Here is a 13,579-nt window from a genome sequence, read left to right on the forward strand (position 1 = left end):
GCTCGCACGCGCCCGCAAGGCCGAGAGCGGATGCCGCGTGTGCCAGACTTGCCCCATGTCAGGCGAGCCCCAGACCGCAGCATCCGACTCCTCGGCCGGCGCCGAGCAGAACCCCTACGGCGGCGCCGCCGCAACCGGTGGGCCGAAGCGCGTTCGCACGCGACATTTCCAGAACGCGAAGCGCGACGGCATCAAGATCACGGGCCTGACGAGTTACGACCAGCTCACGGCGCGCATCTTCGACGAGGCCGGCATCGACTTCCTGCTCGTCGGCGACTCGGCCGGCAACAACGTGTTCGGCTACGAGACGACGCTGCCCGTCACGGTCGACGAACTCATCCCCCTCACTCGCGCCGTCGCGGGCGCCGTCAAGCGAGCCTTCGTCGTGGCCGACATGCCGTTCGGCTCCTACGAGAACGGCCCTGAAGACGCGCTGCACACCGCGGTGCGGTTCATGAAAGAGGCGGGCGCGCACGCCGTGAAGCTCGAGGGCGGTGAGCGCAGTCACAAGCAGATCCGTCGCATCGTCGGTGCCGGCATCCCGGTCATGGCGCACATCGGCTACACACCGCAGAGCGAGCACGGCCTCGGCGGCCACGTCATCCAGGGTCGCGGTGAGGGCGTCAAGCAACTGCTCGCCGATGCGAAGGCCGTGCAAGAGGCCGGCGCGTTCGCCGTCGTGCTCGAAATGGTGCCCGCGGATGCCGCGCGACAAGTCACCGAACTCCTCGAGATCCCGACCATCAGCGTGGGCGGCGGGCCGCACACCGACGGCCAACTGCTCGTCTGGACCGACTGGGCCGGGCTCACCATCGGACGCGTGCCGAAGTTCGTGAAGCAGTACGCCGACCTGTCCGGAATCCTCAGCGCGGCCGCGAAGGAGTGGCGAGCCGACGTGGAGTCAGGCGTCTACCCGAACGCCGAGCACTCCTACGAGTAAGGCTCAGTCTTCGGCGGCTTCTTCTTCGGCCCACTTCGCGCTGTTCGCACGCAGGATGTCCAGTGCCCGCTCCGCCTCGGCGCGTGTCTCGAACGGGCCAACCCGGTCGGTCGAGGGCGACTCGAATCCCTGCTCCACCTCACCGGTGCGCAGGTTGTACCAGAACATGTGTTCGACATCCTCGGCCATAGGCTGATCCTATGCCCAAGGACGCCTCCGGCCACCTGATTCCCGGCCGCTTGTCGCCGACGCGAACCGTGCCCGCCTCGATCGCACGCCCCGAGTACGTCGGCAAGCGGGCGCCGGCGCCCTACAGTGGCGGCGACCGTTACTCCCCCGAGGAAGTCGACCGCATTCGTGCGGCGGGGCGGGTCGCCGCAGGCGCGATCGAGGCGGCGTCGGCCGCGATCCGGCCCGGCGTGACGACCGACGAGCTCGACCGCATCGTGCACGAGCACGTGGTCGCCCACGGCGCCTATCCGTCGACGCTCGGCTACCGCGGCTTCCCGAAGTCCTCTTGCACGTCGGTCAACGAGGTCATCTGCCACGGCATCCCCGACGACACCGTGCTGGCCGACGGCGACCTCGTCAACATCGACGTCACCGCCTACCTCGACGGCATGCACGGCGACCTCAATCACACCTTCCTGGTGGGCGAGGCGAGCGAGGAGGCCGCGCAACTCGTCGAGCGCACGAGGGAAGCGCTCCGCCGAGGCATCCGTGCCGTCGCACCCGGTCGGCAGATCAACGTCGTCGGTCGCGCGATCGAGGCGTACGCGAAACGGTTCGGCTACGGGGTGGTGCGCGACTACACGGGCCACGGCGTCGGCAGGGCATTCCATTCGGGGCTCATCATCCCCCACTACGACGCGCCCGAATACGACACCGTCATCGAGGTGGGCATGGTCTTCACGATCGAGCCGATGCTCACCCTCGGCGGCACCGAATGGGATGTCTGGGCCGACGATTGGACCGTCGTCACGCGCGACCGTTCCCTCACCGCTCAGTTCGAGCACACCCTCGTCGTCACGGAGCACGGCGCCGAGATCCTGACACTTCCCTGAACACCACCCGAACGACCCGCGATAGTGTGACAAATATGGCGACTGAGCACGCGATCGGCATCGACATCGGCGGCACGGGTATCAAGGGCGCGGTCGTCGACCTCGCCAGCGGAGAGCTCGTCTCCGAGCGCCGCAAGGTGGCCACTCCCGAGGGCGGTCGCCCTGCCGACATCCTGACCGCGACCGGCGAGCTGCTCGACGCACTCTCGAACGAGTTCGGCGATGCGCTCCCCCTCGGCGTGTGCTTCCCGGCGGTCGTCAAGCACGGGCGCACGCTGTCGGCGGCCAACATCTCACGCGAGTGGATCGGCCTGCCGGCCGAGCAGCTGTTCGAAGACACCTTCGGTCGCGAGATCCACTTCATCAACGACGCGGATGCCGCGGGGTACGCCGAATCCCGGTACGGCGCCGCGGTCGACGCCGAGGGTCTCGTGATCCTGACGACCCTCGGTACCGGCATCGGCTCGGCATTCCTCTACGACGGCGTGCTCGTGCCGAACACCGAACTCGGCCACATGGAGGTCGACGGCGTGCAGGCCGAGAAGCGCGCCGCGTACTCCGCCATGGAACGGGAATCGCTCGGCTGGCAGGACTGGGCGGCCCGACTGCAACGGTTCTACGCAGCCGTCGAGTTCCTGTTCTCGCCCGACCTCTTCGTCGTCGGGGGCGGTGTCTCGAAGCACCACCCGCAGTTCCTGCCGTTGCTCGAACTGCAGACGCCGATTGTTCCCGCGATGCACCGCAACAACGCGGGCATCCTCGGGGCCGCGTCGCTCGCCGCGCACTGAGTCTCGGCGCTCGCATTCACCGTTCGACGATGCCGCGGTGTGAGTGGGCCGGCTGATACGCCGGGTTCTGTTCACCGGGCGCTTGCGCGACACCGGCTGGACGGCCATCTCTCTCGGGACTACGTTGCCGCAGCCCTCCAGCGGTCTACCCGGGAACGGGACGGGCAGCCCCATCGTTCCCTGTCTGACCTTGCTCCGGACGAGGTTTACCGAGCCGACCACGTCACCGCGGCCGCTGGTGGGCTCTTACCCCACCGTTTCACCCTTACCCGGTGCTTGCGCACCGGGCGGTCTGCTTTCTGTGGCACTGTCTCGCGGGTTGCCCCGGGTGGGTGTTACCCACCATCCTGCCCTGTGGAGCCCGGACGTTCCTCGGCGCACGATCGAAACCGTGCGACGCGACCGTCTTGCCGACCCACTCGCACCATGAGTCTACCGGCCGCGGACGCTGGCGGATCGCCGAGGCATCCGCCCCCGTCGCACGCCGTCTCGGACTGTGCGCGGTCAGAGACCCGACTCTTCGGTGCGCACCAGGATGCGGTCGCACTCGGGGCACTGCACGACATCATCGGGGGCCGCACGGCGCACCGACTCGAGATCGGAGCCGGTCAGCGTGATGCCGCAGCCACCGCAGGTGCGCGCCTGGAGCAAGGCGGCTCCGACTCCCCCGCCGCGCACTCGACGCTGTTCGTAGAAGGCGAGCAGCGGCTCGGCGATGCCGCCGGCGACGACCCCGCGATCACGCTCGGTCTGCTCGCGTTCGACGCCGAGCCCTCCGGCGGCCTCGTCACGTTCGGCTTCGAGCTTCGCTACGTCGGCGTCGATCGCCGCGCGCTGCAGATCGATGCTGGAGACGGCCACCTCGGCCTCTTCGACCCGCTCCATCACGACGAGTTCCTGCTCTTCGAGGTCGCTCAAGCGCCGCCGCAGCGATGCGAGTTCGGATTCGAGCGCCGAGACATCCTTCACCGATGAGGTGTGCTGCAGGCGATCGCCGTCGCGCACGATGCGCGCCTCGACAACGGTGACGTCGGACTCGAGGCGCTTCAGCTCCACCTGCGCGTCTTCGAGGGCGCCGATCGCTTCGGCCCGCTTGCCCCGCACCGCCTGGTCACGAGCGGCGAGCTCGGCGAGCGGGCCCGCCTGCGGCAACGTGCCGAGCCGGTGAGCGAGTTGCGTCAACCTGGTGTCGATGGATTGGAGCCGCAGCAACTGTTCTTGTTCGGCGGGGCTGGCCTTCACGTAGTGCTCCTCGTGGGATCGGGTCGTCGGTGAGGACGGTGGTCGGTGGTGCTGATTTACTGCACGATCTGGAAGTCCCAGGGGTCGGTGCGAGTTTCGGAGACGATGACGGTGAGCTCGGGATGCACGGCGCGGAGCTGCTCGGCAGCAGTGTCGAGCCAGAGCCACTCGCTCGCCCAGTGGGAGACGTCGATCAGGGCCGGCCCGCCCGTGAGCTTCGCCTGCTCCCGCGCTTCTGAGGCCGGATGGTGGCGCAAGTCGGCGGTGATGTAGGCGTCGGCCGTTCGCACCGCGGGATCGCCGAGCAACGAATCGCCGGCGCCACCGCACACGGCGACGGTCTCGACCCGATCATCGAATCCGCCGGCGACGCGCACACCGGTCGCCGTCGGCGGGAGGATCTCGGCGAGTCGTCTGGCCAGTCGGCCGACGGTCGTGGGTTCGGGCAGCCGCCCGACACGGCCGAGTCCAGTGCCCGGATCGGCCGACGGCACGATGGGGGTCGCCCCGACGAGGCCCAAGCGTTCGGCGAGCACCGCCGAGGTGCCCTCGTCGACGACATCGGCGTTCGTGTGCGCGGTGACGAGCGCGCAGTCGGCCCGGATCAGCCTCGCGAGCAGCGAACCCTTGTAGCGGTCTTCGGCGACCGACGTCACCCCGCGCAGGAGCAGCGGGTGGTGGGCGATGATGAGGTCTGCTCGCTCGGCGAGGGCCTCGTCGATGGTCTCGGCGACCGCGTCGACGGTCAGGACGACACGGCGCACCGCTGCAGCGGGATCGCCGGTCACGAGGCCTGGGGCATCCCATGACTCGGCGCCTGTGATCGGCCAGAGACGATCGGTCGTCGTCAGGAGGTCGGCGAGGCTGGCGGTCACCCGTTCAGCCTACCTTCGCGGTTGGCACGACGTTCCGTTCGGCGATGGGGCGCTGCAGGCCGCCGCTGAGGATCCGCTCACGGGAGATCGTCGAGCCAGATGCTGATGCCCGCGGCGACCAGTGCCGCGGTCGGCGAGAGGTGCGGCGGCACGGCGCTTGCCTCGGTGCTGGTGTCGCGGTCGCCTCTCGCGTTCACAGCTCCTCCAACGGCACTCGCTCGTCGGCAAGACGCTGCGGATCGATCCGATCGCCGCGCCTGATGATGCCCTGCACGGCCTCGTTGACGTCCCACACGTTGACATTCATGCCCGCGACGACACGACCCTCCGCGAGCCAGAACGCGATGAACTCGCGGCGAGCCCGGTCGCCCCGGTAGACGATGTCGGCGCCGCGCGTGAGCGGCCCGAACCCCGAGTACTCCATGCCGAGGTCGTACTGATCGGTGTAGAAGTACGGGATGTCGTCGTAGGAGACCGGCTGCCCGAGCATGGATCTTGCGGCGGCAACGGCGCCGTGCAATGCGTTCGCCCAGTGCGCGCTTCGGAGGCGCAGGTCGACGAGCGGGTGGTAGGCCTCGGCGATGTCGCCTGCTGCGTAGACGTTCGGCACGTCGGTGCGGAGCGCCGCGTCGGTGAGCACACCGGAGCCGATCGTGGCCCCGGCACCCCGGGCGAGATCGAGGTTCGGGATCGCGCCGATACCGACCAGCACGAGTTCGGCATCGATCACCTCACCGCCTTCGAGGCGCACTCCGGTGACCCGGCCGGCCTCCCCGATGATCGAGTCGACGATGACGGACGGCCTGAGGCCGACGCCGTGCGAGAAGTGCAATTCGGCGAACATGCTGCCGAGCTCGTCGCCGAGTGCATTCGCGAGCGGAATCGGGTCGCGTTCGAGCACGGTCACCTCATTGCCGAGGGTTCGCGCCGTCGCCGCGACCTCCATGCCGATCCAGCCCGAGCCGATCAGCACGAGTCTTCTGCCGCCGCCGGCGAGCTCGACATGCAGCGCCTCCGAGTCGTCGAGCGTGCGCAAGGTGCGCACACCCTCGAGGTCGGCGCCCGGAGCATCGAGGCGGCGGGCGTGCGACCCCGTTGCGAGCAGCAGTGCGTCGTAGTCGATCACGTCGCCGGAATCGAGCTCCACCCTCTGTGCGGATGCATCGAGTCGGATGACCGAGGTGCCGAGGTGCAGCTCGATGTCGTGCTCCGGGTACCACGCGGATGGCTCGACGAACACCGAGTCGCGGGCGGCGTCGCCGGCGAGGTAGTCCTTCGACAGCGGCGGTCTGATGTACGGGTGGTGCGCCTCCGCACCGATCAGGTCGATGTGGCCGGTGAATCCCTCGTCTCGCAAGGTCTTGGCCGCCGTGGCTCCGGCGAGGCCGGCACCGACGATCACGAACTTCGGCGTCGTGGTCACGATCACCCGTCTCTCGTGCGACTCGATCGCACCTCTCGTTCCGACTGTAGGAGTGCGGTTTTCTTAAGTCAATCGTCGCCGTTTTAGAGTTCGCTTCTTCTGTCGAGAAGCACTGTTTTAGAGGTACCATGTGTCTCATGGATGACTCCACGCGTCTCGACGACTTGGTCGCCGTCGCCGCGATCGCAGACCCGCAGCGACGGGCCCTGCTCGAGTTCGTGGCGCGGCATCCAGAGCCCGTCGGTCGCGACGATGCGGCGACCGCTCTCGGCATGACGCGCGGAACCGCCGCATTCCATCTCGACCGACTCGTCGAGGCGGGCCTGCTCGTCGCGGAGTTCCAGCGACGCAACGGCAGGTCGGGCCCTGGGGCCGGTCGGCCGGCCAAGCTCTATCGACCCGTCCCCGGCGAACTCGTGGTCTCGGTGCCCGAGCGTCACTACGACCTCGCGGCCGAGCTCCTGACCAGGGCTGTCGAAGAGTCGGACCGCACCGGCGAGCCCATCCGCCCGACCCTCGATCGCGTCTCTGCCAAGCTCGGCCGGGCGCTCGGAGCCGCTTCCGACTCGATGACCGAAGTGCTGCAGCGCCTCGGCTACGGGCCTGTCGACGACGGCGATGGCGGGATGCTGCTGACGAACTGTCCCTTCCGCCGAGTGGCCCGGAATCACACCTCGACGATCTGCAGCGCGAACGCGGCCCTCCTGCGCGGCGCAGCCGAGGGCGCCGGGGAGATGCGCCGGGTGGACCCCGCGCCTCGCGACGGGTATTGCTGCGTGCGACTCGTGGCCGACGCACCACGCTAACGAACCGCGCTGACCCACGGATCGTGTTCGCCTTTGAGTCGATCGCGGCCGAGGTGCTCCGGTGGGTCTCGCTCACGCCGAGGCATCCGGATGCCTCGACCTCGGTCGTAGCAGGAATGCACTCAATACGCGATCGACAACTTGCATAAATCCTGCACATGCAATATTTTAATGACATGTGCAGGATTCACGCGTGAACACCGAGAAGCTGAGTGCCACGCTCGCAGCGATCGCGAGTCCGCAGCGCATGCGCATCATTGCGATCCTCTCGACGGAGACGCTCCACGTCAGTGAGCTCGCCAGGCGGATGGGAATGTCACGCGCACTCCTCTATATGCACCTCACCAAGCTCGAAGAGACCGGATTCGTGACCGGGCATCTCGAGATGTCCGACGACGGCAAAGCGCTCAAGCTCTTCGAACTGCTGCCGTTCACACTCACACTCACCGCGGAGACGCTCGCAGAAGCCGTCGCCGCACAACAGGAAAGCGAGAACATCCGACCATGAACGAGGATCTTCCGACCATCTACCTCCTGATCCCGTTCATCGTGCTGGTGTTCGGTTTCGTCTACATACTCGTCCGTACTTCCTGGAAGTCGAAGGAACGGATCGCGCAGGGCAGCTCGGAACTCACCGAGGCTCTCGCAGCGAGCGCAGCCGCGAACACGGCGATCGCCGAGCGCCTCGACCGCATCGATTCGCGCCTGGCCGCCATCGAGAAGGCGCTCAACGACATCCCGGTGTAGTGGCGTTCGGACGCCGAGAGGAGACCAATGGCGCCGCGGGTGCGCCGATGCCGCCAGGCGAGCTCAGCTGGCTGCGTCCTCCCAATTCTCAACGAGACGAGTGCGACGAAGAGGGATGATCGGGCAAGACACGGAATCGGGGACTCGGCCCGGGAACGTCGTTGGTGTGAACAACGACGCTTGGGTGGGCCCTGCCGGGCTCGAACCGACGACATCCACGGTGTAAACGTGGCGCTCTACCAACTGAGCTAAAGGCCCGCGTGCTGCGCGCGGCGCACAGCCATGTTATCGCGGGCTGCCTAGACTCACGGCCATGGAGCCGATGCTGCAGCATCCGAGCCGGAGCACGCCGACCGAGCACCGCTGGCCTTCCGTCGTCGCGCTCGTCATCGCCTTGGCTCTGTACGCGGCGCTGCCGAACGAATTCCTCGGTGCGCAGCGCTTCATCGTCGTCGTCTTCGGCGTGGCGCTCCTGGTGCCGCTCGTGGTCACGAATCCGCACCGGCTCACCCGGCGCTCTGCGTTCACGAAGTGGGTCTCGATCGCCCTCGCCGGCGGGCTCGTGATCGCGAACCAGCTCACCATCGTGCTCCTGCTCGTCACGCTTGCTGCGGGCGGGGTCGACGACGCGCACGGTCTGCTCCTTGCTGCGGTACAGGTCTGGGTCGCGAACGTCATCGGGTTCACGCTGCTCTACTGGGAGCTCGACCGCGGCGGCCCGGTCATGCGCACCATGGAGGCTCGCGCCGACCTCCCGCCCGCCGACTTCCGGTTCCCCCAAGACGAAGACGACGACGCCGTCAGCGAGGTCGCAGCCCGATCGTCCGTCGTGCACGACTGGATGCCGCGGTTCGTCGACTACTTCTACTCGGCACTGTCGAACTCGATGGCGTTCAGTGCGACGGACGCGATGCCGTTGTCGCCGCGGTTCAAGCTCCTGATGGCGCTGCAGGCGTTCGGCGGCTTCCTGATCCTCGCCCTCGTCATCGCCCGATCGGTCAACATCCTCGCGTGAGTGCGAACGCGAGAATCGAGCGGATGCACCGAGCTCGGCTCAGAGCGAAGCGAGTGCGTGCCGATACTGCTCGAGGGAGCGCGCCTCGCCCCGGGGCGTCGCGAAGCTCGCCGCGATGACGCCGTCGGCACCGAGCACGAACGTCGCCCGGTCGGCCAGGCCCGTGGCGTCGTCGAAGGCACCGAAGGATGCCGCAACAGCTCCGTGCGGCCAGAAGTCGGAGAGCAACGCGAAGCCGTACTCCTCGCGTTCTGCCCACGCCCGCAGCGTGTGCTTCGAATCCACCGAGACGGCGAGGAGTGCGACATCCGATTCTTCGAACATGGCGATGTTCTCGCGCAACTCGCAGAGCTCGCTGCGACAGAGGCCCGAGAACGCGAGCGGGAAGAACACCACGGCGACCGCTCGGCCGCGAAACCCGGCGAGGCTCACGGGCTGGCCGAACTGGTTCGGAAGGGTGAAATCAGGCGCTGCGGCGCCGGTGGCGAGGATCACGAGACGGGTTCCCTCCCAGGACGTTCGGTCGAATCGAGGCCTCAGCCTAGCCTCCACGTTGCAGGCATAGAATCACTAGGATGGCGTGGTGCCACCCGGCCGCGAACCGGCCCATTCGGCGTGCGCACGTCCCACACCCGCAGGCATGATCTGCTGAAGAGAGAGGTCGAGTGTGACTGTCAACGACCAGGATCCTTACTCGGTCGAGGCGATGGACGCCGATCCGGAAGAGACTTCCGAATGGGCCGAGTCCCTCGATGCGCTTGTCGCTGAGAAGGGACACCAGCGTGCGCGAGAGATCATGCTGAGCCTCCTGAAGCGCTCGAAAGAGCTGCACCTCGGCGTGCCGATGGTGCCGACCACCGACTACCTCAACACGATCGCCCCCGAGAACGAGCCCGAGTTCCCCGGCGATGAAGAGATCGAGCGCCGCTACCGCGCGTGGATCCGCTGGAACGCCGCCGTGCTCGTGCACCGCGCGCAGCGCCCGGGCATCGCCGTCGGCGGGCACATCTCGACGTACGCCTCGAGCGCCTCGCTGTACGAGGTCGGCTTCAACCACTTCTTCCGCGGTCAAGACCACCCGTCGGGTGGCGACCAGATCTTCATCCAGGGCCACGCCTCCCCCGGGCCGTACGCCCGTGCCTTCCTCGAGGGGCGCCTCACGGGCGACCAGCTCGACGGCTTCCGCCAAGAGAAGTCGCACGCGCCCAACGGTCTCTCGTCGTACCCGCACCCGCGCCTCATGCCCGAGTTCTGGCAGTTCCCGACCGTGTCGATGGGTCTTGGACCGATCAACGCGATCTACCAGGCGCAGACGAACAAGTACCTCACCAACCGCGGCATCAAAGATGCCGGCGACCAGCAGGTCTGGGCGTTCCTCGGCGATGGCGAGATGGACGAGGTCGAGAGCCGCGGCCAATTGCAGGTCGCCGCCAACGAAGGCCTCGACAACCTGAACTTCATCGTCAACTGCAACCTGCAGCGACTCGACGGCCCGGTACGCGGCAACGGCAAGATCATTCAGGAGCTCGAGAGCTTCTTCCGCGGTGCGGGCTGGAACGTCATCAAGGTCGTCTGGGGCCGCGAGTGGGACGACCTGCTCGCCCGCGACCACGACGGCGCACTGCGCAACCTCATGAACGTCACCCCCGACGGCGACTACCAGACGTACAAGGCCGAGTCGGGTGCATACGTGCGCGAGAACTTCTTCGGTCGCGACCCGCGCGCCCTCGAGCTCGTCTCCCACCTTTCGGATGACGAGGTGTGGGGTCTCAAGCGCGGCGGTCACGACTACCGCAAGGTCTACGCCGCATTCAAGGCCGCGAGCGAGCACAAGGGCCAGCCGACGGTCATCCTGGCGAAGACGATCAAGGGCTACGGCCTGGGTCCTGCCTTCGAGGGTCGCAACGCGACCCACCAGATGAAGAAGATGACCCTCGACAACCTGAAGACCTTCCGCGACCAGATGCGCATTCCGATCACGGACGCGCAGCTCGAGGAGAACCCGTACCTCCCGCCGTACTACCACCCGGGCGAGGGCGACGAGGCGATCCAGTACCTGCACGAGCGTCGTCGCGAACTCGGCGGGTATCTGCCCGAGCGCCGGTCGAACCACACCGCGATCTCGCTGCCCGACGACTCGGCCTACGCGATCGCGAAGAAGGGCTCCGGTACTCAAGAGATCGCCACGACCATGGCGTTCGTCCGACTGCTGAAAGACCTCATCCGCTCGAAGGACTTCGGTCACCGCATCGTGCCGATCATCCCCGACGAGGCTCGCACCTTCGGCATCGACGCGTTCTTCCCGACCGCGAAGATCTACAACCCGAACGGCCAGCACTACACCTCGGTCGACCGCGAACTCCTGCTCGCCTACAAAGAGAGCCCGCAGGGTCAGATCCTGCACGTCGGCATCAACGAGGCCGGCGCGATGGCGGCCTTCACGAACGTCGGCACCTCGTACTCGACCCAGGGCGAGCCGCTGATCCCGGTCTACGTCTTCTACTCCATGTTCGGTTTCCAGCGCACGGGCGACGCCATGTGGGCGGCCGGCGACCAGATGGCCCGCGGGTTCATCATCGGCGCCACCGCAGGCCGCACGACGCTCACCGGCGAAGGACTGCAGCACGCCGACGGGCACTCGCCGCTGCTCGCGTCGACCAACCCGGCCGTCGTCTCGTACGACCCCGCCTACGGGTACGAGATCGGGCACATCGTGCGCTCGGGCCTCGAGCGCATGTACGGCGGCAACCACGCCGACCCGAACGTCATGTACTACATCACCGTCTACAACGAGCCGCTCGTGCAGCCGGTCGAACCCGAGGGTGTCGACGTCGACGGCATCGTGCGCGGTATCCACCGTCTCGGTGAGTCCGACGCCGCCGGGCCCAAGGCCCAACTGCTCGCCTCCGGCGTCTCGGTGCCATGGATCCTCGAAGCGCAGAGGCTGCTCGCCGAAGACTGGGGTGTGTCGGCCGACGTGTGGTCGGTCACCAGCTGGGCCGAGCTGCGCCGCGACGGCCTCGCGGCCGACGAGCACAACTTCCTGAACCCCGATGCCGAGCGTCGCGTCTCGTACCTCACGCAGAAGCTCGCCGGGGCGCGCGGCCCGTTCGTCGCGGTCTCCGACTTCATGCACGCGGTGCCCGACCAGATCCGTGCCTACGTGCCCGGCCCGTTCGCGACGCTCGGTGCTGACGACTTCGGCTTCTCCGACACACGGCCCGCAGCGCGACGCTTCTTCAAGATCGACGGCCCGTCGGTCGTCGTGCGCACGCTCGAGCTGCTCGCCGACCGCGGCGAGGTCGACCGCTCACTCCCGGCCCAGGCGATCGCGAAGTACCGGCTGCACGAGGTCAATGCCGGCACCACCGGATCGGCCGGCGGAGAGAGCTAGCGGTCGACGAGGTGGCGACGAAGCCCAAGACGAAGGCGGAGACGCTCGCGTGGTTGCGGACCATCGCGGGCGAGCTCGCCACTGCGACGCTCAAACGACTCGAAGACACCTTGCCGTGGTACGGCGACATGCCGCCGAGTCGCCGCTCCGCGGTGGGCCTCGTCGCCCAAGCCGGCATCTCCTCGTTCATCGCCTGGTTCGAAGACCCGCGGTCGACCCCGTGGATCGCAGCCGATGTCTTCGGGGCCGCCCCACGTGAGCTCCTGCGCTCGGTGAGCCTGCAGCAGACGCTGCAGCTCATCCGCGTGACGGTGGAGGTCGTCGAAGACCGCGTCAAAGACGGCGGCGAGCTGCTCCGCGAGGCGATTCTCCTCTATTCGCGCGAGATCGCGTTCGCGGCGGCCGACGTGTATGCGCGCGCGGCGGAAGCCCGAGGGCTCTGGGACGCGAGGCTCGAGGCGCTCGTCGTCGACTCGATCCTCTCGGGCGAGGCCGATGACGAGCTGCCGAGCCGCATCGCCGCGCTGGGCTGGCACGGTCACGGCGAGGTGTCGGTGCTCGTCGGCACCGCGCCGAAGCAACTCGATGTCGACCATGTGCGTCGAGCCTCACGTCACATGCACGCCGATGTGCTCATCGGGGTGCAGGGCAACCGGCTCGTGCTCGTCATCGGGCGCGCCGATCCGCTCGCCCGCGAGGCCGACGAGTCGATCGGCACCGCCCCTGCCCTCACCTTCATGGAGATCGCCGACCAACTCGAACCGCACTTCGGGCCCGGGCACCTCGTGCTCGGTCATGCGGTGCCGAACCTCGTCGACGCATCGAAGAGTGCGAAGGCGGCGCTTGCGGGATTCGCGGTTGCGCGCTCTTGGCGGCACGCCCCGCGCCCGGTTCACGCCGACGACCTCCTTCCCGAGCGCGCACTGGCCGGCGACCCGCTCGCGCGGGCGACGCTCGTGCACCGCATCTACCGGCCGCTGCAGGCGCACTCCACCGAGCTGCTGACGACCCTGTGGAGCTACCTCGACAACGGCCGTTCGCTCGAGGCGACCGCGCGCGAGCTCTTCGTGCACCCCAACACCGTGCGGTACCGCCTGAAGCGAGTCTCCGACGTCATCGGTTGGGATGCCACGGGCGCGCGCGAGGCGCTCATCCTGCAGTCGGCGCTCATCATCGGTTCGATGAGCGATCACGAGCATCCGCCTCGTCGCCGCACGCAGAGCTGACACGACTTCTGTACCGTCTGTACAAGGCTTTCGCGAAGAGCTTGTCGCGTGTGCACACC

The 13,579-nt window shown here is 67.8% G+C and carries 14 protein-coding genes, 1 tRNA gene and 1 other RNA gene; 9 read left to right on the forward strand and 7 right to left on the reverse strand.

Annotated elements, in window-relative coordinates; translation table 11 throughout:
- Positions 1–55: 55 nt before the first annotated feature.
- Positions 56–940, forward strand: coding sequence for a 3-methyl-2-oxobutanoate hydroxymethyltransferase (gene panB, locus AC1C2S_RS18605; protein ID WP_495354084.1), 885 nt, complete (start codon positions 56–58; stop codon positions 938–940).
- Between the two features lie 3 nt (positions 941–943).
- Here panB and AC1C2S_RS18610 read toward each other — a convergent pair whose 3' ends face one another.
- The gene (locus tag AC1C2S_RS18610) at positions 944–1,129 is read right to left on the reverse strand and encodes an SPOR domain-containing protein (protein WP_022894454.1); all 186 of its coding nucleotides are present in this window, start codon (positions 1,127–1,129) and stop codon (positions 944–946) included.
- An 11-nt stretch (positions 1,130–1,140) separates the two neighbouring features.
- Between AC1C2S_RS18610 and map the strand changes: the two genes are divergently transcribed.
- Both map and ppgK read left to right on the forward strand, forming a co-directional pair.
- Entirely contained in the window at positions 1,141–2,004 is an 864-nt protein-coding gene (gene map, locus AC1C2S_RS18615; protein WP_495354085.1) for a type I methionyl aminopeptidase, read from the forward strand.
- Between the two features lie 35 nt (positions 2,005–2,039).
- Positions 2,040–2,792: a polyphosphate--glucose phosphotransferase gene (ppgK, locus tag AC1C2S_RS18620; protein ID WP_495354086.1), complete on the forward strand. Its 753-nt coding sequence runs from the start codon at positions 2,040–2,042 to the stop codon at positions 2,790–2,792.
- 40 nt (positions 2,793–2,832) lie between these two features.
- Here ppgK and rnpB read toward each other — a convergent pair.
- From rnpB to AC1C2S_RS18640, 4 genes are all read right to left on the reverse strand, one after another.
- An RNA gene (rnpB, locus tag AC1C2S_RS18625) (RNase P RNA component class A) lies at positions 2,833–3,210 on the reverse strand.
- Between the two features lie 86 nt (positions 3,211–3,296).
- Positions 3,297–4,034, reverse strand: a complete 738-nt coding sequence (locus AC1C2S_RS18630) for a zinc ribbon domain-containing protein (RefSeq protein WP_495354087.1) — start codon at positions 4,032–4,034, stop codon at positions 3,297–3,299.
- A gap of 56 nt (positions 4,035–4,090) precedes the next feature.
- Entirely contained in the window at positions 4,091–4,909 is an 819-nt protein-coding gene (locus tag AC1C2S_RS18635) for a Nif3-like dinuclear metal center hexameric protein (RefSeq protein WP_495354088.1), read from the reverse strand.
- 193 nt (positions 4,910–5,102) lie between these two features.
- Positions 5,103–6,332, reverse strand: a complete 1,230-nt coding sequence (locus AC1C2S_RS18640; protein ID WP_495354089.1) for an NAD(P)/FAD-dependent oxidoreductase — start codon at positions 6,330–6,332, stop codon at positions 5,103–5,105.
- A 137-nt stretch (positions 6,333–6,469) separates the two neighbouring features.
- On the opposite strand from AC1C2S_RS18640, the gene AC1C2S_RS18645 reads away from it, so the two are divergent.
- From AC1C2S_RS18645 to AC1C2S_RS18655, 3 genes are all read left to right on the forward strand, one after another.
- Positions 6,470–7,138: a helix-turn-helix transcriptional regulator gene (locus tag AC1C2S_RS18645; protein ID WP_495354090.1), complete on the forward strand. Its 669-nt coding sequence runs from the start codon at positions 6,470–6,472 to the stop codon at positions 7,136–7,138.
- Between the two features lie 193 nt (positions 7,139–7,331).
- A complete protein-coding gene (locus AC1C2S_RS18650) occupies positions 7,332–7,646 on the forward strand; it encodes an ArsR/SmtB family transcription factor (protein ID WP_495354091.1) in 315 nt (104 codons plus the stop codon).
- Positions 7,643–7,885, forward strand: a complete 243-nt coding sequence (locus tag AC1C2S_RS18655; RefSeq protein ID WP_495354092.1) for a hypothetical protein — start codon at positions 7,643–7,645, stop codon at positions 7,883–7,885. The genes AC1C2S_RS18650 and AC1C2S_RS18655 overlap by 4 nt, the downstream gene beginning before the upstream one ends.
- Before the next feature lie 185 nt (positions 7,886–8,070).
- Here AC1C2S_RS18655 and AC1C2S_RS18660 read toward each other — a convergent pair.
- Positions 8,071–8,143: transfer RNA gene (locus AC1C2S_RS18660), tRNA-Val, on the reverse strand.
- Positions 8,144–8,198: 55 nt separating this feature from the next.
- Between AC1C2S_RS18660 and AC1C2S_RS18665 the strand changes: the two genes are divergently transcribed.
- Positions 8,199–8,900 (forward strand): hypothetical protein, encoded by a 702-nt coding sequence (locus AC1C2S_RS18665; RefSeq protein WP_495354093.1) that lies wholly within the window; start codon positions 8,199–8,201, stop codon positions 8,898–8,900.
- A gap of 39 nt (positions 8,901–8,939) precedes the next feature.
- On the opposite strand, the gene AC1C2S_RS18670 is transcribed toward AC1C2S_RS18665, so the two are convergent.
- Complete coding sequence (locus tag AC1C2S_RS18670) at positions 8,940–9,395, reverse strand: peroxiredoxin (RefSeq protein WP_495354094.1); 456 nt, start codon at positions 9,393–9,395, stop codon at positions 8,940–8,942.
- A gap of 172 nt (positions 9,396–9,567) precedes the next feature.
- On the opposite strand from AC1C2S_RS18670, the gene aceE reads away from it, so the two are divergent.
- Positions 9,568–12,294, forward strand: a complete 2,727-nt coding sequence (gene aceE, locus AC1C2S_RS18675) for a pyruvate dehydrogenase (acetyl-transferring), homodimeric type (protein WP_495354095.1) — start codon at positions 9,568–9,570, stop codon at positions 12,292–12,294.
- Between the two features lie 11 nt (positions 12,295–12,305).
- A complete protein-coding gene (locus AC1C2S_RS18680; RefSeq protein ID WP_495354096.1) occupies positions 12,306–13,520 on the forward strand; it encodes a PucR family transcriptional regulator in 1,215 nt (404 codons plus the stop codon).
- The last annotated feature ends 59 nt before the right edge of the window (positions 13,521–13,579 follow it).

This window comes from Agromyces sp. Y782 (assembly GCF_059445405.1).